Origin of the sequence: Bacillus sp. FJAT-45066 (assembly GCF_002335755.1) — a bacterium.
In the GTDB taxonomy this organism is placed as follows: Bacteria; Bacillota; Bacilli; order Bacillales; family Bacillaceae_I; genus Bacillus_CD; species Bacillus_CD alkalisoli.
Genome location: NZ_NISQ01000001.1, coordinates 168,249 through 190,864 on the forward strand (window position 1 = coordinate 168,249; position 22,616 = coordinate 190,864).

A 22,616-nucleotide genomic window follows, 5' to 3' on the forward strand; every position below is an offset into this window, starting at 1 on the left:
GCGAATTATTCTATCATTTCAGATTAAACTATTAATTAAAAAGCGCTTACATAAATTAATGAAAAAATGTTTTACAAATTATTTTTTAATGTTATATTTAATACGTCTTAATAGTTTAATCAAATGTTTATATATTTGTAATATAGGAGGAATGCTTGCGATGCGTATCGGAGTACCTAGAGAAATTAAAAATAATGAAAATCGTGTTGCTATGACTCCAGCTGGAGTTGTTAACTTAGTTGGTTTCGGACACGAAGTATATATAGAAAAGGATGCTGGTGTAGGGTCTGGATTTATGGACGAGCAGTACACTGCAGCTGGTGCTAAAATTGTTGACACTGCTGCTGAAGCTTGGTCCATGGACATGGTTATGAAAGTAAAAGAACCACTTCCATCCGAGTACAACTATTTCCGTGAAGGGTTAATTCTTTTCACATACCTTCATTTAGCTCCAGAACCAGAGTTAACTAGAGCATTAATTGAGAAAAAAGTAGTTGGAATTGCATATGAAACAGTGCAAACGCCAAACGGTGCCCTACCTTTATTAACTCCTATGAGTGAAGTAGCTGGACGTATGGCTACACAACTTGGTGCTCAATTCCTTGAGAAAACTAAAGGTGGTAAAGGTATCTTACTTGGTGGGATTCCTGGTGTACGCCGTGGTAAAGTATCGGTAATTGGTGGTGGAGTTGCTGGGACGAACGCTGCTAAAATGGCAATCGGCTTAGGTGCAGATGTAACAATCTTAGACTTAAACCCAGAACGTCTTCGTCAATTAGATGATATTTTTGGTCGTGACGTGCAAACATTAATGTCAAACCCATTAAACATCGCACAAGCGGTGAAAGAATCTGATTTAATTATTGGTGCAGTATTAATTCCTGGTGCAAAAGCTCCTAAATTAGTTTCAGAGGAAATGATTCAGTCTATGTCTCCTGGTTCTGTAGTAGTTGATATTGCAATTGACCAAGGTGGTATATTCGAAACAACAGATAGAATTACTACTCATGATGATCCAACTTATGTGAAACATGATGTAGTTCACTATGCAGTAGCGAACATGCCAGGTGCAGTTCCACGTACTTCTACGATAGGATTGACAAATGTAACAGTTCCTTATGCTGTTCAAATTGCAAACAAAGGGTACAAGCAAGCATGTCTTGATAATCCTGCATTATTAAAAGGTATTAACACAATTGATGGCTATGTAACATATGAAGCGGTAGCTCAAGCGCATGAACTTGCATATGAGGATGCACATACATTACTAGCAAAAATGTAATAAAATAAATAAAGGAAGCCATTATGGCTTCCTTTTTGTTATCTTTTAATAATTTGCAGTTCTTTTGGATATTTCGTTAATAGCTCCACGCCTGATTCCGTTACTAAGATGTCATCTTCAATTCTTACTCCACCTACATTCGGAACGTAAATACCAGGTTCAATGGTGAACGCCATTCCTTCCTGTAGTAACATCGTATTCGTTTCGTTCATAGAAGGATATTCATGCACTTCAATTCCTAATCCGTGACCAATACGGTGTGTAAAATATTGTCCATATCCATGCTCTGTAATAATGGAACGAGCAGTACGGTCAATTAATCCGATTTCAGTGCCTGGTTTACACACTTCTACAGCTGCTAATTGAGCTTTTAATACCGTTTCGTAAATTTCTTTTTGTTTCTCGTTAATTTCCCCGAATGCAACTGTGCGAGTAATATCGGAACAATAACCGTTTAAGACAACCCCAAGATCAAATAAAACTAAATTCCCATCATTCACTTTGTCTCCACTAGGTTTTCCGTGCGGAGAAGCAGTTTTTACACCTGAAAGTGCCATAGTTGAGAATGACATCTGACTTATGCCTTTTTTCTTTAACTCATATTCAATAGTTGCCACTAATTCTTGTTCAGTTCTCCCCTTTTGTAAAAAATGCACACCTACTTCAACACCAAAGTCGGCAAGTTTGGCAGCTTCACGTAAAATTTCTTTTTCCTCTTCATCTTTCACAATTCGAAGTTGATACATCTTTTCTTCAGCAGAAGTGAAAGTAGCATCAGGAAAAATAGATTGAACATTTTTAAATCTAGAAACAATCATATGCTCTTCTTCCACAGCTAACTTTTGAATAGTGACGCCTCGTTGAGCCACTACTTCTTTTATCATTATCCAAGGGTTATCTGTATCGGAATATCCAATAACGTCAAATTTCCACCCTGTTTGTCTTACTTGTTCCACTTCCATACCAGGACAAATTAAAATAGGATCGTGATTAGGGAAGACAAGTAATCCTAATAAACGTTCGTGAGGGTCTGTGTAAAATCCAGATAAATAAAATACATTAGGAGTAGATGTCAAGAAACTAGCAGATATATCTTCTGTCTTCATCCATTCCACTAAATTATGTAAACGTTGTTCTTTCATCGTATCAAATCCTTTCCATTCTTATAAAAAAACGTTTACAATTAGATTAACAAGGAAAATCAAAACTGTACAGGGGGAGCAATCCTCTTACAATAGAAAGGGTGCAATCATTCAATGAAAATTTCGTATCACGGTCATTCTGTTGTGAAAGTAGAAGCACATGGTAAAACAATTATCGTAGATCCTTTTATTAATGGTAATAGTAGTACAGATTTAAAAGTAGATAATTTGAAAGTGGACGTTATTTTACTCACACACGGTCATAATGATCATGTAGGAGACACCGTTGAGCTTGCGAAAATAAATGACGCACTAGTTATAGCACCTTTTGAATTAGCCACTTTCTTAAGTTGGAAAGGGGTAAAAGTTCATCCAATGCATATTGGTGGATCTCATATATTCGACTTCGGAAAAGTGAAGTTAACCCAAGCATTTCATGGATCGAGTTATGAAGATGCAGAAAACCAAACGATTACATATACAGGGATGCCTGCCGGGATATTATTAACAATTGGTGGAAAAACAATGTATCATGCTGGCGACACAGCCCTATTTTCCGATATGAAGCTTATTGGTGAACTAAATAGTATTGATATCGCCTTTTTACCAATCGGAGATAATTTCACAATGGGGATTGAAGATGCCTTAATCGCAGCACAATGGTTGAATGCTAAAAAAGTAGTGCCTATCCACTACAACACATTCCCAATCATCGAACAAGACCCAACATACTTTATAAGCGAACTACCAGATGAAATCGGATTATTATTAAAAGTCGGAGAAGGAATTGAATTATAATATAAAATTCTTTAAGATTTAGTTTATGTTAATGAGCCAAGATCAATAGAATATTAAAAGTTTGTATAACAATTTATTTTTTATTTTAATAATAAAGTTGATGTTCGATGTAGGTGCGAGACCACCCGCGGAAAGCGAGTACCTACATCGAACATCAACAGTTAGTACCCTTCTTAATGACTTTTATAAGTTGTAGGCTAAAAAGAAGCTATTATAGCTTCTTTTTTTATTTTATTTGAATATAAATAAAACAAGCTATGTTTAGAGGAGGATTCGCAGTGAAAAAGAATAGATGGTTATTAAGTTTACTCTGCATTGCAGCTATGTTTTATTTAGCTTTTCCAAGATTACCAATACACGAAGATGGCCTTGCCGCTTGGTTTGCTATCGCTTGGGTTGTTTTTGCATTAATGGCTATTGGAGGAAACTTAGCGGCGATTATGTATTTGCCAAAAAGAAAAAGAAAAGTTTCTAAACTAAAATTACAAGAACAAAAACGCATAAGATTAAGACAATATACGTAATGGACATTGAATGTCTAACACTTCACTCGTATAATAGAAGAATACTATTAGTGAACGGGTGAAAAATTTGGCAACTAAACATGAACAAATACTACAATATATTGAAAAACTTCCAGTTGGGGATAAAATATCCGTTAGACAAATCGCGAAAGCATTAACAGTTAGTGAAGGTACTGCTTACCGTGCTATTAAAGAAGCAGAAAACAAAGGGTATGTTAGTACAATCGAACGTGTTGGGACGATTCGTATAGAACGAAAGAAAAAAGAGAATATTGAAAAGCTAACATTTGCTGAAGTAGTTAACATTGTAGATGGACAAGTGTTAGGTGGTAAAGAAGGATTACATAAAACGTTAAACAAATTCGTTATCGGTGCGATGAAATTAGATGCGATGATGCGCTATACTGGCGCAGGGAACTTACTTATTGTCGGTAACCGAACAAACGCACACCAGTTAGCTTTAGAACGTGGTGCCGCAGTTCTTATTACAGGTGGATTTGATACAGATGAACATGTGAAAAAGTTAGCGGATGAACTGAAGCTCCCAATAATATCAAGTAGTTATGACACGTTTACAGTTGCAACATTAATAAACCGCGCAATCTATGATCAATTAATAAAAAAAGAGATTGTTCTTGTGGAAGATATATTAACTCCTTTAGATGAAACAACACATTTATTAGTAGATAATAAGATTGTTGATTGGCTTTATTTTAATGAAAATACGAAACATAGCAGATTTCCAGTTATCGATAAACATGGCAAAGTGCAAGGTGTTGTTACTTCCAAAGATGTTTTATCAAAAGACGATCAAACGTTAATTGAAAAAGTGATGACGAAAAATCCTATTACCGTTAATCGTAAAACAAGTGTCGCATCTGCAGCCCATGTTATGGTGTGGGAAGGCATAGAAATGTTACCTGTTGTCGATCAGCATCATAAGTTAATAGGTATTATTAGTAGACAGGATGTATTAAAAGCATTGCAAATGATTCAACGTCAACCTCAAGTAGGAGATACGCTAGATGATATAGTTACAAATCAATTTGTGGAAAGACAAGGAAAAAGTGGCGAAGAGATGCTATCCTGTGAAATTACCCCACAAATGACAAACTCGGTTGGTACAATTTCATATGGTGTATTTACTACTCTAGTAACAGAGGCGGCGAAACGTACACTTCGAAACTTGAAAAAAAGCGACATGGTTGTAGAGAACATTACGATCTACTTTATTAAGCCAGTTCAAATTGACAGTACGATTCAAATAAAACCGAAAATACTAGAAGTTGGACGTAAGTTTGGGAAAATAGATGTAGAGGTATATCACGAAGGGAATGTCGTCGGCAAAGCATTAATGATGGTCCAACTTATTTATTAAAAGGCTATGTTAAATACCGCTGTTGATTTCCGTGCAAGCTTCCGCTTTCCGCGGGCGGGTCGGGAGCCTCCTCAGCGCTATCGCGCCTGCGGGGTCTCCCGGTTCCCGCTTCTCCCGCAGGAGTCTCCGCCTTGCACAGAAATCAACAGCTAATTGTAATTTATTAATATCAACACTAATCTTTATAGCTTTTAATAAAAAAGATGGTAGTTTCCTTTCAATAACGAAGCTACCATCTTTTATTATTTTGTAGTCTCAACCGTTTATTGTTGTTTAATTAGTTCTGCTTCTTCACGTGCATGAGGTAAATAAAATTTATATGCCTTAGATCCAGCCCAAATACTTCCCGAACCAATCAAAATAAATAGTATGCCTACAACAATAGCCCAAGTGGAAGTAGGATTAATCATGGCGTTTAAGCCGAATAAAGCAACAAAAATACCTAGAGCAATACTAGATTTCGCACTAAGCCATTTTTTCTCAGCGGGGTATTTTGCTCGGAAAAAATAAAGGCACTTATAGTAAACATAAAACATTATGGAAAAGATCATAAAAAATACGAGCAATGCGTTCATAAATAGAACTCCTTTCAAAATCAATGTCCAAACTCTATTCTACCTATAAATGATTAAAATATCTAGTAAAGTCCAGCGTTTAACTACTTTGATATTAATGGGAATTATGATTAAATGATAGTAAACATATAAGAGGAGAATGGACAATGAAACAAGAAATTATACGAGAAATAGTGAATGCAGACACAATTATTATTCATCGTCATGTAAGACCAGATCCAGATGCCTACGGTTCACAATGTGGATTAGCTGAAATAATAAGAGCTTCTTTTCCAGATAAAAAAGTGTTCCGTGTCGGGAAAGAAGAAAAGTCGCTCCATTTTTTAACGAGGTTGGATGAGATTAGTGACAATACATATGAAAATGCTTTGGTAATAGTTTGTGATACAGCGAATGCCGAGAGAATTTGCGATGAAAGATACAACCTTGGAAGAAAACTAATAAAAATTGACCATCATCCAAACGACGATCAGTACGGAGACCTTATTTGGGTAGATACCGACGCAAGTTCAACAAGTGAAATGATTTATGACTTATTTTTAGGAGGTGTTCATCAAGGCTTTCAAATGACAAAAGAGGCAGCTAGACTTATATATGCAGGGATTATTGGAGATACAGGCAGATTTTTGTTTAAAAGTACGAGTGCCAAAACCTTTAAATATGCATCAGAACTTGTTTCTTATGGATTTGATTTTCCAAAATTGTACAATGAGTTATATGAAGTAAAACTTCATATAGCGAAGTTAAACGGATATGTACTAGAGAACTTCCAAATTCATGAGTATGGTGTAGCTACAATGAAACTAACGAAAGAAGAATTAGCACAATTCAACGCTACTCCTGCCGATGCATCACAATTAGTAGGATCTCTAGGAAATATTGAAGGTGTTCTGACGTGGGTATTTTTCATAGAAGAAGAGGATCAAATTAGAGTAAGATTGCGCTCAAAAGGGCCAATAGTAAACGATATCGCCAAACGCTACAACGGTGGTGGACATCCTCTTGCATCAGGAGCTTCCATCTATAATTGGAATGATGCACAACTAGTCTTACAAGACTTAAAAGAACGAGCAAAAAGCTATTCATAAGAATAAATGAAATAGAGCGACTTCCTTTAAAAGTAAGTCGCTCTTTTAAATAGGTTTAAGTTGATTGTTCCATCTTTATAACAGATAGCTCTATTTCAACAGTAGTGTCAAAGTACAATCGAAAAACTTTAAAATAGTAGCTTTTGTTATCAATCTTATAAGGTGTGCTCTCAATCGATTTTACTAAAAAGTCTTTATTATCATTGATACTCTTTATATCCCTTGAAATAAGATGGTTCAAATCTTTTTGAATGCTTTCAATAATGTGAACTCGGTCGAGAGAGTTTAGCTTATATTTATCATGATTGTTAATCGTAATATAAATGTCTTCAACTTTTAATTTTTCCTTTTCTTCTTTTAACTTTTCATTGTCTTCTGTTAATATGTGAAGTCGATCTTCTAGCTTTTCGACTTGTTTTTTATATTGTACGATGAAATTGACTTGGCGATCTTGAATGGCCCCAAACAGAAACACAAAAATCCCCCAACTTAAAATAGCACCAACAACAGCTCCTGCAAAAAAACGTTGCCAACTCGGTTCACGATGATAGGGAGGTATGCGCATTACAAGTTCTCCTGCTGTGTTAACCAATTTATAATTAATGCACCTAATTGTGCACCACCTGTTGCTGTAATGATAAGCAATATTTGTTTTACTAAAAACTTGGTTTCTCCACCAAATAAGCCTTTTTCAAAGTTGTAAAAAGTGTCAAATGTTCCACCAATCGCAGCAACAATTGCCCAAATTTTTAATGAAGAAGCTAACCTAGCCATTCGATTAAGTGGGGCATCTCCAACTAAGAAAGCAGCGAATCCCCCAATTAATGCCCCGCCAATTAAAACACCTAATGAAATAAAAAAACTTAACAGTAGTGTAGCAATAAATGGATCTTTTACTTCCATCTTCATCATCCTTTCAGTCCATATATCATATATATGGACAAGAAGAAAGAAGTATGTTTTTCTTGCAGTAGAAACCAATTGAAATTTCCGTTACTTTTTACTATGTGTACGGTCTATAATAGAATGGAAAGTGAAAATAAAGGTGTGAGAATAATGAGTTACGTTCCTTTACATATAATGAGTTGTTACAGTTTGTTAAATAGTTCTGTTAGAATTGACAGGCTTATTCAACGAGCCAAACAAGAGGGTTTTGAAGCAATTGCAATAACAGACGAAAACGTTATGTATGGAGCCGTGGACTTTTATAAAGCATGTAAAGAAAAAGGAATAAAGCCAATTATCGGCATAACTTTATCTGTAATAGAAGACATAGATGAAACATCTAGTAGTCAATTGTTATTGTTAGCTGAAGACTATCAAGGCTATGTTAACTTAATGAAACTATCTAGTATTGTACAAACGAAATCGAAAAATGGTGTACCAAAAAAATGGCTAAAGCACTATGCAAAAGGACTTTTCGCTATTTTGCCAGCAACAACGTGTGAATTAATTCATGTACTAGATGAAAAAGAAACATTTTTACAACGAACGAAATTTTACTTTGACGTTTTCACAAAAGAAAAAGTTTATTTAGGGATGGAAAGACACTCTCAAGAAGCCCATCACATAACCGAAAAGTTGTTAGTAAGATATTCATTTCAAACAGTTGCTTTAAATAAAGTACATTATTTACAAAAAGAAGATGTTTTTAGTTATGAATGTTTAAAGGCTATTAAACGAGGAGAGCCTTTGGAGGATTTTCCAAAAGATGCTCCGTTTTATTTAAAGAGTAGCGATGAGATGTATGAGACATTTTCAGATTGCTTAGAGGCTTTAGAAAATACAATTTTACTAAGTAGAAATTGTAATGTTGAAATAAAGTTTAATCAACGATTATTACCTAAATATCCTATTGAAAACGATATGTCGGCAGAAATTTTCCTTGAGGAACTTTGTGTACAAGGGCTAAATAAACGAGTGAAAAATGTCAATAACCATTACAAAAATAGATTGCAATACGAGCTTAATGTTATTAGAAAAACTGGGTTTAGTGATTATTTTTTAATTGTTTGGGATTTTATGTTGTTTGCAAGACAAAATAACATATTAACAGGGCCTGGACGTGGTTCTGCTGCTGGATCATTAGTAGCTTATTGCTTATATATTACGAATGTAGACCCAATACAACATAATTTACTTTTTGAAAGATTTTTAAATCCAGAGCGCGTTTCTATGCCAGATATTGATATCGACTTTCAAGATAATCGAAGAGATGAAGTGATTCATTATGTCACAAATAAGTACGGTTCGCTGCATGTAGCGCAAATTATTACGTTTGGAACACTTGCAGCCAAAGCTTCTTGGAGAGATGTGTCAAAAGCTTTACGTTTATCTGTAAAAGAAATCGATGGGATTTCTAAGCTTATCCCTTCGAAACCTGGAACAACATTAGAAAGTGCTTTTACAGAAGTGGATGCTTTTAGGAGAGCGGTTACAGAAACGAAAGAGCGACAGCGAGCATTTGAGGTTGCAAAACAACTAGAAGGTATACCTAGACATACATCTACACATGCAGCAGGTGTCATCATTAGTGAAAACCCTTTAACGGAACTTATTCCGATCCAACAAAGTACACAAGAAACGTATTTAACACAATATCCTATGGAAACATTAGAAAATATCGGCTTACTGAAAATGGATTTTTTAGGATTGCGGAATTTAACAATCATTCAAACGATTAAGTCCCTTGTTCAAAAAGCAGACCTAAAAATAGAAGAACCTATTCCACCAAACGATGAAGCAACTTTTGCTTTGCTGTCTGAAGGGGATACATCCGGCATATTCCAGTTAGAATCTCCTGGTATGAGGAAAGTGTTATTGAACTTAAAGCCAAATTCATTAGAAGATATTGTAGCTGTTAATGCGTTGTATAGACCGGGTCCGATGGAACAAATACCTTTGTTTATCGAGCGAAAACATGGTGTAAAACCAATTGAGTATCCACATGAAGATCTAATACCGATATTAAAAAATACTTACGGCGTTATCGTTTATCAAGAGCAAATTATGCAAATAGCTTCAGCGCTTGCTGGTTTTTCATTAGGAGAAGCAGATTTGCTAAGACGAGCCGTTGGAAAGAAGAAAAAAGAAGTACTGGCAGAAGAAAGGCAACATTTTGTGAAAGGTTGCTTGAAGAACGGATATGACGAAAAAACTGCCAACCATATTTATGACCTTATCGTTCGGTTTGCTGACTATGGATTTAACCGCTCACATGCTGTCGCCTACAGCATGATTGCATATGAATTAGCATACTTGAAAGCGAATTTTCCGATTCAATTTATGAGTGCATTCATGTCTAGCATAATCGGAAATGAGCAAAAAATAAGTCAATATGTCAATGAAGCAAAAAGAAAAGGAATTCGTGTTTTACCACCATCTATTAACAAAAGCGCTTTTAGTTTCCTAACAGACAAAGATGGTATCAGGTTTAGCCTTCTAGCAATAAAAGGCGTAGGTAGACAAATAGTAAGATATATCGTAGAGGAACGTAAAAAACAGCCTTACACAGACTTGTTCGATCTAAGTGTGCGAACATCCTCCAAGTTGAATAGAAGGTTACTAGAGCAATTAATATACGCAGGTGCGCTAGATGAATTTAATGAGGATAGAGCAACGCTGTTAGCAAGTATTGATGTAGCGATGCAACATGCAGAATTAGTTACACCAACAACAGATGAAGATCAAATGGGGTTAATGCTAGAAGTTGAATTCGATATTAAACCGAAGTATGTAAAAGTAGAACCTATGCCACTAATACAGAAGTTAGAATTAGAAAAAGAAGCATTAGGATTTTATTTATCTAACCACCCTGTCGAAATGTTAGAAAGTTATTTTAAATTAGCTGGTACAACAAATATTGAAAATGCTCTGTTTTCTAAAGGGTATGTTAAGTTAGGTGTTTTAATTGTAGGTGGTAGGACGATTCGAACGAAAAAAGGGGAACAGATGGCATTTTTAACTTTAAGTGACCAATCAGGTGATTTAGAAGCCGTAGTGTTTCCTGATGTTTTTTCTCGCTTCACTACACAATTCAAGCAGGGAGAAATAGTTTTGCTCGAGGGTAAAATAGAGTCAAGGAACGAAAAAGATCAATTAATCGTTAAAAATATACTTTCTTCTAATCAAATAATACAACAATACGAGCATTTAAGAGGAAAAGTCTTTTTAAAAATTGATGAAGCAAAACAATCGAGTACCATTTTGCAAGATTTAAAAAGTGTTCTAAACAAGAATCGTGGTCCAGTGGAAGTATACGTACATTATGTAAAGAATAAAAAAACAATCCGACTTCCTGAAGAAGATTTTATCATGCCAACAGATAAATGTTTACAACATTTAGAACAGTTACTAGGGACCCAAAATGTCGTATTTAAGAAAGATGTACCTTTACAATAAAAGAGATATGTTATAGTATGAGGAGGTGGTCAGACCACCTCCTTATTTTTTATTTTTATAAATAATAGGTTAAGTTATGCAAACAATGTGATAAAAATAAATATTTTAATTAAATAGGCAATGTTAAAACGTAGTGTTGATAATTAGAAACTTACCTGTTGATTTCCGTGCAAGGCTGAGACTCCTGCGGGAGAAGCGCCAGTAATCAACTTTTCAGGGTAGTATGTATTAACTTTGGCATCCTAACAAGGAACATAGTAAAATAAGGTCGAAGCGTAAAAAATAGCCAAAACATCAAAGATGAAAAATATAACTAATAGAATCAGTTGCGCTTTTTGATTAAGGAGGATCCAAATGGTATCACTAAAAGAAGAAGCATTACACATGCATAAAGTACATCAAGGAAAACTAGAAACAATATCAAAAGTGCCAGTAAGAAATGCAAAAGATTTAAGTTTAGCATATTCACCTGGAGTAGCAGAACCTTGTAAAGCCATTTATGACGATAAAAATAAAGTGTATGACTATACGATGAAAGGCAATATGGTAGCAGTAGTTTCTGATGGTACAGCTGTTTTAGGATTAGGTAACATCGGACCAGAAGCTGCATTGCCTGTTATGGAAGGTAAAGCAGTACTTTTCAAAAGTTTTGCTGGCGTAGATGCTTTTCCTATTTGTTTAAATACAACAGATGTAGAAAAGATAATTGAAACAGTTAAATTACTAGAGCCGAACTTCGGGGGAGTAAACCTTGAAGATATCGCTGCACCAAACTGCTTTGTCATTGAAGAGCGACTAAAAAAAGAGACAAATATCCCTATTTTCCATGATGATCAACATGGTACAGCAATCGTTACAGTAGCAGGTCTAGTAAATGCACTAAAAATTAGTGGCAAAACGATGTCTGAAATTAAAGTAGTTGCTAACGGTGCAGGAGCGGCAGGTATTGCCATCATAAAATTATTATACCGCTACGGTGTTCGCGATATTATTATGTGTGATTCTAGAGGTGCAATTTATGAAGGTCGCCCAACTGGGATGAATAGTGTTAAGGCCGAAGTGGCTGCATATACGAATCGTAACCGTCAAGAAGGCACTTTAGCTGATGTTATAAAGGATGCGGATGTTTTTATAGGAGTTTCTGTTGAAGGTGCACTTACACAAGATATGGTAAGAAGCATGAATGATAACCCAATTATTTTCGCAATGGCGAACCCAGTTCCAGAAATAATGCCAGAAGATGCAAAGGCTGCTGGGGCAAGTGTTATCGGTACAGGGCGTTCAGACTTCCCTAACCAAGTAAACAATGTATTAGCTTTTCCAGGAATTTTTAGAGGTGCCCTAGATGTTCGTGCTACACATATTAATGAACAAATGAAAATTGCTGCAGTAGAAGCAATTGCAAGTCTTGTTTCAGACGAAGAACTAAAATCAGACTATGTAATTCCTGCACCTTTCGACCCGCGTGTAGCTCCAGCTGTTGCATCTGCTGTAGCGAAAGCAGCAATGGAGACTGGTGTTGCTCGTCTGCAAGTAGATCCAGAAGAAGTTGCCGAGAGAACGAGACGAGAAGCTAGTATTGGAAAAGGTGAATAATCAGTGACATCTACTCCAAAGATGTATTTAGAGATAGTAAAAGAAATTAGAGCTATCATTACAGAGGATGGCTTAACAGCAGGAGACAAAATACCATCTGAACGTGAACTGTCTGACCGACTTAAAGTCGGTCGGTCATCTGTTCGGGAGGCACTACGGGCATTAGAATTACTTGGATTAATAGAAACGCGACGTGGTGAAGGAACCTTTATGAAAGACTTCACAGAACACCATCTTGTAGATTTACTTGGTACATTCATTTTGCAGTCCGAAAAAACGAAAGATGATTTAATAGAAACAAAGATAGAGATGGAAAAGCTTTGTTTAAGTCTTATTCACACACGTCAAAATCGGAATATTCTTTTAAGTGATTTAATAGAATTTGTTAAAATAGAAAAAGAGTTAACACATGCAATTTTCTTTAAGAAAATCGCCTACGCAGCCGGCAATCATCTTATTTTTCGAATTTGGGTAATTGTTAGTAGCTATTGGGATACGTTTAATCACTCAAATTTAATAGACAGTAAAACTTGTTTAGAATTGTTGAGAGCATTAGAACAAGATAGTCTATCAAATGCCTTTAAAATATATGAAAAACATTTTCTGCAAAAAATGTCGATAGAAGAATGACATCTTTCTACAACAAATAAAATATAATTTCGTTACATTAATAGTACAAGCAAATGTAAGTATAGGATCTGAAAAAATAATTCTATTATTAGAACTTCCTTACTTACTTAATTTTTGACCTGTTATTAGTACCAAATACCAAAACTAGATAACAATATTAGGAGGTTCAATTGTGTTAAAGGATTTATTTACGAAAAAGAAAAAGTATGCATCAATACCTTCAGAACAAGCGAAACAAGATGTACCAGAAGGAATTATGACCAAATGTCCAAAATGTAAAAAAATAATGTACACAAAAGAACTAAATAAAAACTTAAAAGTTTGCCTTCACTGTGGACATCATCACCCAATGAATGCGAAAGAACGTATTGAAAGTCTTTTGGATGAAGGTACATTTTTGCAATATGATACAAACATGATTTCAGAAAACCCTTTAGATTTTCCAAGCTACCTAGAAAAGCTAGAAGGTGACCGCAAAAAAACGGGTATAAATGAAGCGGTTGTTACTGGTGAAGGTACCATTAATTCATTCCCTGTTGTAGTAGCGGTGATGGATTCGACTTTCCGCATGGGAAGTATGGGTTCTGTTGTTGGAGAAAAGATTACTAGAGCCATTGAAAATGCCAAGGCAAAAGGACATCCATTTATCATTTTTACAGCTTCCGGTGGAGCACGTATGCAAGAAGGTGTATTAAGTTTAATGCAAATGGCAAAAACAAGCAGTGCATTAAAATTATTTAGTGAGAGTGGTGGATTAATTATTTCCATTATGACTCATCCAACTACTGGTGGAGTATCAGCTAGTTTTGCATCCCTAGGTGATTATAATTTTGCTGAACCAAAAGCATTAATTGGTTTTGCAGGAAGAAGAATTATCGAGCAAACAATCCGTGAAGAATTACCTGAAGATTTCCAAACGGCAGAGTTTTTATTAAAGTGCGGTCAATTAGATGCTGTTATTCACCGAGCAGATATGAAAGAAACCTTAACAAATGTGTTGGATATTCATCATGTAGGAGGTGACCAAAAGTGGTAGGAGAATTAGAATTTGAAAAACCAGTAGTGCAACTTCGTTCGAAGATTAGCGAATTACGTGAATTTACAAAATCTACAGATATGGATTTAACAGATGAAATTGAAAAGTTAGAAGCACGATTAGAAAAATTAGAGAACGATATTTACGGAAATTTAAAGCCGTGGGACAGAGTACAAATTGCACGACATCCTGAAAGACCAACAACATTAGACTACATTCAAAGAATCTTTACAAACTTCTTAGAATGTCATGGGGATCGTTTTTATGGAGATGATGCTGCAATCGTTGGTGGAATTGCAAAGTATAATGATATCCCTGTTACAATCATCGGTCATCAACGTGGGAAAGATACGAAAGAAAATATTAGAAGAAACTTTGGTATGCCTCATCCTGAAGGTTACCGCAAAGCCCTTCGCCTTATGTACCAAGCAGAAAAATTTGGTCGTCCTATTATTTGTTTTATTGATACAAAAGGAGCTTACCCTGGTAAAGCTGCGGAAGAAAGAGGTCAAAGTGAAGCTATTGCTAGAAACTTATTTGAAATGGCTGGCTTAAAAGTTCCTGTAATTTGTATTGTTATTGGTGAAGGTGGTAGTGGTGGTGCTTTAGCTCTTGGTGTTGGGAACCATGTTCACATGCTAGAGAACTCAACATATTCGGTTATTTCACCAGAAGGGGCTGCTGCACTATTATGGAAAGATGCAACACTTGCCAAAAAAGCAGCTGAATCGATGAGAATTACTGCTCCGGATTTAAAAGAATTAGGAGTTATTGATGAAATAATTACAGAATCTAAAGGTGGAGCACACCGTGATGTTGAATTCCAAGCGGAGAAGATTAGAGAAGTAATCGGTGCATCATTAGAAGATTTAATGCCATTATCGGATGATGAAGTAATTGAACAGCGTTATGCTAAATACAAACGTATCGGCACTTATACTTTTTTAAATGAAGAAATAGAAGTGAAATAATTTTATTCTATTTAGAGCCGACATAAAGTACGGCTCTAATTTTTTGTATGCATTACCCTTTTGAGGTTAAATTTGCCAGTGGATTAGAAATGTATGCGTTTACCTTTTTTTTTACCATGAAAGTTTCACATATTCTAATGTTTCTCTATTGTTTTCGCTATATCTTCATGTTATTTTTTTAATAGACTTAGAAAAGAAAATGCTTATAGTATTATTTTTACATACACACAATACGCATAAAAAAACCAAAAAGTGTGCTTATCTTTTTACAAAAGCTACATACTAATGATGTAGTAAACGGATGCTTATGTCACATTTTTCCTGTATGTATAACTTACTACTCAAGTAGGGAAGTAGTATTGATATAAAGCTTATTTTTGGCTTGCACTATATTCTTTTCTTTTTGAAACAATAAAGTTAGAGGTGAAATGAATGAAACGAATTGGAGTTCTAACAAGTGGTGGGGATTCACCAGGAATGAATGCAGCTGTTCGTGCAGTTGTTCGTAAAGCAATTTTTCATAATGTAGAAGTGTACGGTGTATATCGTGGATATGCTGGATTAATTGAAGGAGATATTAAAAAACTTGAAATTGGTTCAGTTGGTGATATCATTCATCGCGGTGGTACAATGTTATATACAGCACGCTGTGAAGAATTCAAAACAGTTGAAGGTCAACTGAAAGGTATTGAACAATTAAAGAAATTCGGTATTGAAGGATTAGTTGTTATCGGTGGAGATGGATCTTATCAAGGTGCTAAGAAACTAACGGAACATGGTTTTCCATGTGTTGGTGTACCTGGTACAATTGATAATGACATTGCAGGTACTGATTTTACAATTGGTTTTGATACAGCGCTTAACACTGTCATTGATGCTATTGATAAAATTCGTGACACGGCAACTTCTCATGAACGTACATATGTTATCGAAGTGATGGGTCGACATGCTGGAGACTTAGCTTTATGGGCGGGCCTTGCTGGAGGAGCGGAAACGATACTTATTCCTGAAGCAAAAGATGATATGGACGAAGTAATTGCACGTTTAAAACGTGGTGCAGAACGTGGAAAGAAACATAGTATTATTGTTGTAGCTGAAGGTGTAGGTAGCGGCGTAGAGTATGGTAAAAAGATAGAAGAAAGTACGAAATTCGAAACAAGAGTCAGTGTATTAGGACATATTCAACGTGGAGGTTCACCAACAGCATTCGATCGTGTACTTGCAAGTAGATTAGGTGCATATGCTGTCGAGCTATTATTAGAAGGTCAAGGTGGCCGTTGTGTTGGAATCGAAAATAATGTATTAGTAAATCACGATATTATTGAAGCATTATCACAAGAACATACTATCGATAAAAAAATGTATAGCTTATCAAAAGAATTATCGATTTAGTGGAGTGCTATATGCATAATGGAATCGTTTTCATAACATTCATAGGAGGACAAAATTAATGAGAAAAACGAAAATAGTTTGTACGATTGGACCAGCAAGTGAAACAGTAGAAAAGTTATCACAGTTAATGGAGGCAGGCATGAACGTATCACGCCTTAACTTCTCACACGGTGATTATGAAGAGCACGGTGCAAGAATTAAAAACATTCGTGAAGCGGCAGAAAAATTAGGTAAAAACGTTGCAATTCTTCTAGATACAAAGGGACCAGAAATACGTACACATACAATGGAAAACGGTGCTATTGAGCTTGTAGAAGGAAATGAAATTATCGTATCTATGGAAGAAGTAGTAGGTACAACTGAAAAGTTCTCCATTTCATATGCTGAACTAATGAACGATGTAACTCCAGGTTCTCGTATCCTTTTAGATGACGGATTAATTGGATTAGAAGTATTAGAAATTGGAAACAACGAAATTCGTACGAAAATCCTTAACAGTGGTACATTAAAGAATAAAAAAGGTGTGAACGTACCTGGTGTTAAAGTGAACCTACCTGGTATTACGGAAAAGGATGCAAACGATATTCGATTCGGTATTGAGCAAGGTGTTGACTTTATTGCTGCATCGTTCGTTCGCCGTGCATCAGATGTTTTAGAAATTCGTGAGTTACTAGAGCAAAACAATGCACCAGAAATTCAAATCATTCCTAAAATAGAAAACCAAGAAGGTGTCGACAACATTGACGAAATTCTTGAAGTTTCTGATGGCTTAATGGTTGCACGTGGAGATCTTGGTGTGGAAATTCCAGCAGAAGAAGTACCTCTAGTTCAAAAAATGCTAATTAAAAAATGTAATCAATTAGGTAAGCCTGTAATTACAGCTACTCAAATGTTAGATTCGATGCAACGCAACCCACGCCCAACTCGTGCAGAAGCAAGTGATGTTGCGAACGCTATTTTTGATGGTACAGATGCTATTATGTTATCTGGTGAAACTGCTGCAGGTTCATACCCAGTTGAATCAGTTCAAACGATGCATAACATTGCATCTCGTGCAGAATCAGCATTACAATATAGTGAACTGTTAAGTGCTAGAATTAAAGAAGCTCCACACTCAGTAACAGATTCAATTGGTCAATCTGTAGCTTACACAGCTATTAATTTAAATGTATCTGCTATCGTTACTCCAACTGAAAGTGGACATACAGCTCGAATGATTTCTAAATACCGCCCGAAAGCACCAATCGTTGCAGTAACTGCTAATGCTTCTGTTTCTCGCAAATTGGCGTTAGTATGGGGTGTACACCCTCGCATCGGTCGCATAGCAACGACAACTGATGAAATGTTAGAAGTTGCAATTGAAGAATCATTAAATACTGACCTAGTTTCACACGGTGACTTAATTGTTATCACTGCTGGTGTACCAGTTGGTGAAAAAGGTACAACAAACTTAATGAAAATTCATGTTGTAGGTGACGTATTAGCTAATGGACAAGGTATTGGCAGAAAGTCTGCTTACGGTAAAGTAGTTGTAGCAAGAACTGCAGAAGAAGCAGCGACTAAAATGGAACAAGGTGCAATACTTGTAACGATTGGTTCAGACAAAGACATGATGCCTTCATTAGAAAAAGCATCTGCTCTTATTACAGAAGAAGGTGGTCTAACTAGCCACGCAGCGGTTGTTGGATTAAGCTTAGGAATTCCAGTAATCGTTGGGGTGGAAGATGCAACTTCTGTTTTAAAAGATGGACAAGAAATTACAGTAGATTCAAACCGCGGGACAATCTTTACTGGTCACGCAAGCGTACTATAATTATTATTATCACGAAAACCGATTTTCCAACTCTTATAGGTTGGTAAATCGGTTTTTTATTGTAATAGGATTTTTCTGCCAATGGGATATATACCTATTCAGGGTGATTTAAAGAAGCGTACTTTAGTTATATCTGCTATAATAAGCGTATAAAGGTATAGAATGGAGAGACTCTTCATGTTCAAATTGCTTTTAGCTTTGATCATAATTGTGCCTGCACTAGAAATATGGTTACTTATTTTCTCAGGCAAAACATTAGGTGTACTTGTAACAATTCTTTTAATTATTTTTACAGGGGTTTTAGGCGCTTGGTTGGCTAAGTACCAAGGAATAGAGGCGTTAAGAAAAGCACAACAACAAATGAGCTATGGACAAATGCCAGGAGACGTTATTATAGATGGACTTTGTATTTTAGTTGGTGGAGTTGTTTTACTAACACCAGGTTTTTTAACGGACGCACTAGGCTTTATGCTATTAATTCCTACTACTAGAAACTTTATTAAACCTCTAATATACAACACATTAAGAAAATTGGTAGATAGAGGCCAATTTATTATTATAAATAAGCGGTAAATGCAAAAAAGGCAGCTACTTTATTAGCTGCCTTTTTCTTATTATCTACCCATCTAGGCACTCTTGCCACCAATTACATAATTCCACACATCTTTAAAAACGTCCGCCTTATGAAGAGTATTAATAATTACTAATACAACAGGTCCTACTATTAGTCCTAAAAAGCCAATTAATTTAAATCCTACAAACAGTGAAATTAATGTAGCCAAAGGATCTAACCCAATGTTAGACGAAAGAATCTTAGGTTCCATTAATTGCCTTTGAACCAATACAATAATATATAGAATGCCTAAGCCAATAGCTAACTTAACATTTCCACTTATAGCCAAATAAATAATCCAAGGTACAAACACTAATCCTGTACCTAAGTAAGGAAGTAAATCAACTATCCCAATAATAATGGCAATTGTAATAGCATATTCAACGCGTAATATTAGTAACCCTATTAAGACAATGATCGTAGTAATGCTAATAAGTGTAGCTTGAGCACGTAAGAATCCGAAAAAGGCAAGCTTTAAACTAAAAATAACTTTTCGAATACTTTCCTGAGGTTTATCTGGAATATACTTTTTAAAACGTAATTGTAATCTATACCAATCTTTACTAATAAAAAATGTTGCCAATAAGGAAAATACAATTACGGTTGCTACATTTGGTATCCACGTAAATAATTTAGGTAATGTTTGCAGAAATTGTTGGATAAATTGACCAAGATTTGCACCAATTGTACCACCTAAATTTTCTACATTAGAAAGGATAGATTGTTGTTGCCCTTGTTCTAAATTATGAAACATAGCAGTTATTTGATTAAAAAAGGGCAAGAACTGTGTCACAATGAATTGTTCAATATAAATGATAAAGTTTTCTAAGTGACTTGGAACTACTTTTGCTAAATACTCCGTACCAGAAACAATCTCTACTATTAATAAAGTTAATAACCCAGCTACAATAGAAAAAAATAAAACTAATGATATGAAAACTGATAAAGTACGAGGTAAACGACCCTTGGTCTCAAAAAAATTAACGATAGGGTTTATGAAAAAAGCTAAAGCAAATCCAATCACAAATGGATAAGTTACTTTAAAAATAAAGTAAAAGGAAAATAGGCTTACTAAAATAATTAAAAGAACAGCAACGGTTCGAAAACCGATATAAATATAATTCCAATTCACTAGCAAATCCCCCCGTTAACAAATCCAACTATACTTTAAGTTCTCTAACTTGTTATTTCTTTCCTGCATGAATGTAAAGACAAAAGTCGTATTTTTTTAATTTGCAAGACAAATATGGTACGATAAGGTGTAGTGTTATATAGTTTGGAAGGATGAAACTACTTGTTAAGTCATGCAACGCTTTTTTTAATTGTATTACTCATTATCGGAATTATTGCCAAAAACTCTTCCTTGATTGTTGCAGTAGCAGTTTTACTAGTGATTAAAGTAATTGGACTTGATAGTAAGTTATTCCCTACTATACAAGCAAAAGGGATTAATTGGGGTGTAACTATTATTACTATAGCTGTACTAGTCCCAATTGCTACAGGGGAAATTGGCTTTAAACAATTGCAAGAAGCAGTTAAGTCTTCTTATGCTTGGGTCGCTTTAGGAGCCGGTATTGCCGTTGCATTAATAGCCAAGAGTGGTCTTACTTTATTAGCTAATGATCCACATATCACGGCAGCATTGGTTTTTGGGACAATACTTGCGGTTGCATTATTTCAAGGGGTGGCGGTTGGTCCATTAATAGGTGCTGGAATCGCTTATCTCGTAATGAGAGTAATTCAATATTTCACATAATATTTTTTCGTTATAATAATTTTCGCATGACTTTTGTACTTTTCGTTCACAAATTTCAGAAATTTGATATAATAATACCAAGAGCATTTCCTTCCTACATATAAAAGTAAATTATATAGCTGAACAAGGCACCATTAAGTCAAAGTTTACTTTGCTATGTGTGCTTTTCTTTTCACAGGAAATGTAAGCATTTTCTTTTTTCGAAATGTTTGCTAACATTATGGTGAGCAAACGTTCAGTTATCAGTAGATTAGGATTTGAAAGACATTTTTGCAAAGGAGAGGTTGAAAATGACAGCAACAAAAGGTCTTGAAGGGGTAGTAGCTACAACTTCATCTATTAGTTCTATCATTGATGATACATTAACGTATGTTGGGTATAATATCGATGACTTAGCAGAACATGCTAGTTTTGAAGAGGTAATCTACTTACTTTGGCATTTAAAACTTCCAAATAAAGAAGAATTGGCTACATTAAAGAAAGAATTAGCTGAAAATGCAGCTTTACCTGAAGAAGTAATCAACCATTTTAAAACATATCCAATCGACAAAGTACATCCAATGGCAGCATTACGCACAGCGGTATCATTATTAGGTTTATATGATGCTGAAGCTGATGTAATGGATGCTGATGCAAATTATAGAAAAGCAGTTCGCCTACAAGCGAAAATGCCTGCTATCGTTACGGCATTCTCTAGAATTCGAAAAGGATTAGAGCCTGTTGCACCAAGAACAGATCTTAGCTTTGCTGCTAATTTCTTATACATGCTAACTGGCCAAGAGCCATCCGAAATTGCAGAAGAAGCATTTAACAAAGCATTAGTTCTTCACGCAGACCATGAGTTAAACGCATCTACTTTTACTGCACGTGTATGTGTAGCTACTTTATCAGATGTATATTCTGGTGTTACAGCAGCAATCGGTGCATTAAAAGGTCCATTACACGGTGGAGCAAACGAAGCTGTTATGAAGATGTTAACGGATATTGGTTCTGTTGATAAAGTAGATAGCTATGTTCGTGAGAAATTAGCAAACAAAGAAAAAATTATGGGCTTCGGTCACCGCGTATATCGTCACGGAGATCCACGTGCAAAACATTTACGCGCTATGAGTGAGAAGTTAACTAAGTTAACTGGCGAGCCACAATGGTACGAAATGTCTACAAAAATTGAGGAAATCGTTACTTCAGAGAAGCCGCTTCCTCCAAACGTAGATTTCTATTCAGCGTCCATGTACCACTCTTTAGGTATTGACCATGACTTATTCACTCCAATCTTTGCAGTGAGTCGAGTATCAGGTTGGTTAGCTCACATTCTTGAGCAATACAGCAACAACCGCCTAATCCGTCCACGTGCTGATTACACAGGACCTGGTATGCAAGAATACGTACCAGTTGAAAAGCGTTAGTAAAGTAAGGGTTTGCTTCGAATGACAATTTTAAAGTAAGGCGATTTAATATAATTGCTAACAAGCTGTGATTTCCGTACAAGGTGGAGACTCCTGCGGGAGAAGCGGGGAGCGGGAGACCCCACAGGCGCTTGCGCCGAGGAGGCTCCCGGCGCCACGAAAAGTTTGAGGTGGCTCGTTCAGCTCCGACAAGCATAAGACAGGGTCAGCTTGAG

General features: G+C 35.7%; 20 protein-coding genes. 15 read left to right on the forward strand and 5 right to left on the reverse strand.

What is annotated here, in order from left to right:
- Positions 1–160: 160 nt before the first annotated feature.
- Positions 161–1,282, forward strand: coding sequence for an alanine dehydrogenase (gene ald, locus CDZ92_RS00855; RefSeq protein ID WP_096152981.1), 1,122 nt, complete (start codon positions 161–163; stop codon positions 1,280–1,282).
- A 38-nt stretch (positions 1,283–1,320) separates the two neighbouring features.
- Here the strand turns inward: ald and CDZ92_RS00860 are convergent, their stop codons facing one another.
- Positions 1,321–2,424 (reverse strand): M24 family metallopeptidase, encoded by a 1,104-nt coding sequence (locus CDZ92_RS00860; RefSeq protein ID WP_096152982.1) that lies wholly within the window; start codon positions 2,422–2,424, stop codon positions 1,321–1,323.
- Positions 2,425–2,538: 114 nt separating this feature from the next.
- Here CDZ92_RS00860 and CDZ92_RS00865 point away from each other — a divergent pair, with 114 nt between their 5' ends.
- From CDZ92_RS00865 to CDZ92_RS00875, 3 genes are all read left to right on the forward strand, one after another.
- Positions 2,539–3,222 (forward strand): metal-dependent hydrolase, encoded by a 684-nt coding sequence (locus CDZ92_RS00865; RefSeq protein ID WP_096152984.1) that lies wholly within the window; start codon positions 2,539–2,541, stop codon positions 3,220–3,222.
- 278 nt (positions 3,223–3,500) lie between these two features.
- Complete coding sequence (locus CDZ92_RS00870; protein WP_096152986.1) at positions 3,501–3,746, forward strand: hypothetical protein; 246 nt, start codon at positions 3,501–3,503, stop codon at positions 3,744–3,746.
- Between the two features lie 67 nt (positions 3,747–3,813).
- Positions 3,814–5,124, forward strand: coding sequence for a CBS domain-containing protein (locus CDZ92_RS00875; RefSeq protein WP_096152987.1), 1,311 nt, complete (start codon positions 3,814–3,816; stop codon positions 5,122–5,124).
- A 263-nt stretch (positions 5,125–5,387) separates the two neighbouring features.
- On the opposite strand, the gene CDZ92_RS00880 is transcribed toward CDZ92_RS00875, so the two are convergent.
- Positions 5,388–5,699, reverse strand: a complete 312-nt coding sequence (locus CDZ92_RS00880; protein ID WP_096152989.1) for a YtpI family protein — start codon at positions 5,697–5,699, stop codon at positions 5,388–5,390.
- 146 nt (positions 5,700–5,845) lie between these two features.
- On the opposite strand from CDZ92_RS00880, the gene CDZ92_RS00885 reads away from it, so the two are divergent.
- Positions 5,846–6,787 (forward strand): DHH family phosphoesterase, encoded by a 942-nt coding sequence (locus CDZ92_RS00885; protein ID WP_096152991.1) that lies wholly within the window; start codon positions 5,846–5,848, stop codon positions 6,785–6,787.
- Positions 6,788–6,842: 55 nt separating this feature from the next.
- On the opposite strand, the gene ytrI is transcribed toward CDZ92_RS00885, so the two are convergent.
- On the reverse strand, positions 6,843–7,352 hold the full coding sequence (gene ytrI / locus CDZ92_RS00890) for a sporulation membrane protein YtrI (protein ID WP_096152992.1): 510 nt from the start codon (positions 7,350–7,352) through the stop codon (positions 6,843–6,845).
- Complete coding sequence (locus CDZ92_RS00895) at positions 7,352–7,690, reverse strand: YtrH family sporulation protein (protein ID WP_096152993.1); 339 nt, start codon at positions 7,688–7,690, stop codon at positions 7,352–7,354. Before CDZ92_RS00895 ends, ytrI begins: the two co-directional genes overlap by 1 nt.
- Positions 7,691–7,843: 153 nt before the next feature.
- Between CDZ92_RS00895 and dnaE the strand changes: the two genes are divergently transcribed.
- The 8 genes from dnaE to CDZ92_RS00935 all read left to right on the forward strand — a co-directional run bounded on the left by dnaE (position 7,844) and on the right by CDZ92_RS00935 (position 19,199).
- Entirely contained in the window at positions 7,844–11,188 is a 3,345-nt protein-coding gene (gene dnaE / locus CDZ92_RS00900) for a DNA polymerase III subunit alpha (protein WP_096152994.1), read from the forward strand.
- Positions 11,189–11,542: 354 nt separating this feature from the next.
- Entirely contained in the window at positions 11,543–12,784 is a 1,242-nt protein-coding gene (locus CDZ92_RS00905) for an NAD(P)-dependent malic enzyme (RefSeq protein ID WP_096152995.1), read from the forward strand.
- A 3-nt stretch (positions 12,785–12,787) separates the two neighbouring features.
- Complete coding sequence (locus tag CDZ92_RS00910) at positions 12,788–13,414, forward strand: FadR/GntR family transcriptional regulator (protein WP_227521442.1); 627 nt, start codon at positions 12,788–12,790, stop codon at positions 13,412–13,414.
- A gap of 172 nt (positions 13,415–13,586) precedes the next feature.
- Positions 13,587–14,450: an acetyl-CoA carboxylase, carboxyltransferase subunit beta gene (gene accD, locus CDZ92_RS00915; protein WP_096152997.1), complete on the forward strand. Its 864-nt coding sequence runs from the start codon at positions 13,587–13,589 to the stop codon at positions 14,448–14,450.
- Positions 14,444–15,421, forward strand: a complete 978-nt coding sequence (gene accA / locus CDZ92_RS00920) for an acetyl-CoA carboxylase carboxyl transferase subunit alpha (RefSeq protein ID WP_096152999.1) — start codon at positions 14,444–14,446, stop codon at positions 15,419–15,421. Before accD ends, accA begins: the two co-directional genes overlap by 7 nt.
- A 432-nt stretch (positions 15,422–15,853) precedes the next feature.
- On the forward strand, positions 15,854–16,813 hold the full coding sequence (pfkA, locus tag CDZ92_RS00925; RefSeq protein ID WP_096153001.1) for a 6-phosphofructokinase: 960 nt from the start codon (positions 15,854–15,856) through the stop codon (positions 16,811–16,813).
- Between the two features lie 58 nt (positions 16,814–16,871).
- Complete coding sequence (gene pyk, locus CDZ92_RS00930) at positions 16,872–18,626, forward strand: pyruvate kinase (protein WP_096153003.1); 1,755 nt, start codon at positions 16,872–16,874, stop codon at positions 18,624–18,626.
- Positions 18,627–18,803: 177 nt separating this feature from the next.
- A complete protein-coding gene (locus tag CDZ92_RS00935) occupies positions 18,804–19,199 on the forward strand; it encodes an FxsA family protein (protein ID WP_096153004.1) in 396 nt (131 codons plus the stop codon).
- Positions 19,200–19,252: 53 nt separating this feature from the next.
- Here the strand turns inward: CDZ92_RS00935 and ytvI are convergent, their stop codons facing one another.
- Positions 19,253–20,371, reverse strand: coding sequence for a sporulation integral membrane protein YtvI (gene ytvI / locus CDZ92_RS00940; RefSeq protein ID WP_096153006.1), 1,119 nt, complete (start codon positions 20,369–20,371; stop codon positions 19,253–19,255).
- 162 nt (positions 20,372–20,533) lie between these two features.
- Here ytvI and CDZ92_RS00945 point away from each other — a divergent pair, with 162 nt between their 5' ends.
- Complete coding sequence (locus tag CDZ92_RS00945) at positions 20,534–20,995, forward strand: DUF441 domain-containing protein (RefSeq protein WP_096153008.1); 462 nt, start codon at positions 20,534–20,536, stop codon at positions 20,993–20,995.
- Between the two features lie 290 nt (positions 20,996–21,285).
- Positions 21,286–22,401, forward strand: coding sequence for a citrate synthase (gene citZ, locus CDZ92_RS00950; RefSeq protein ID WP_096153009.1), 1,116 nt, complete (start codon positions 21,286–21,288; stop codon positions 22,399–22,401).
- The last annotated feature ends 215 nt before the right edge of the window (positions 22,402–22,616 follow it).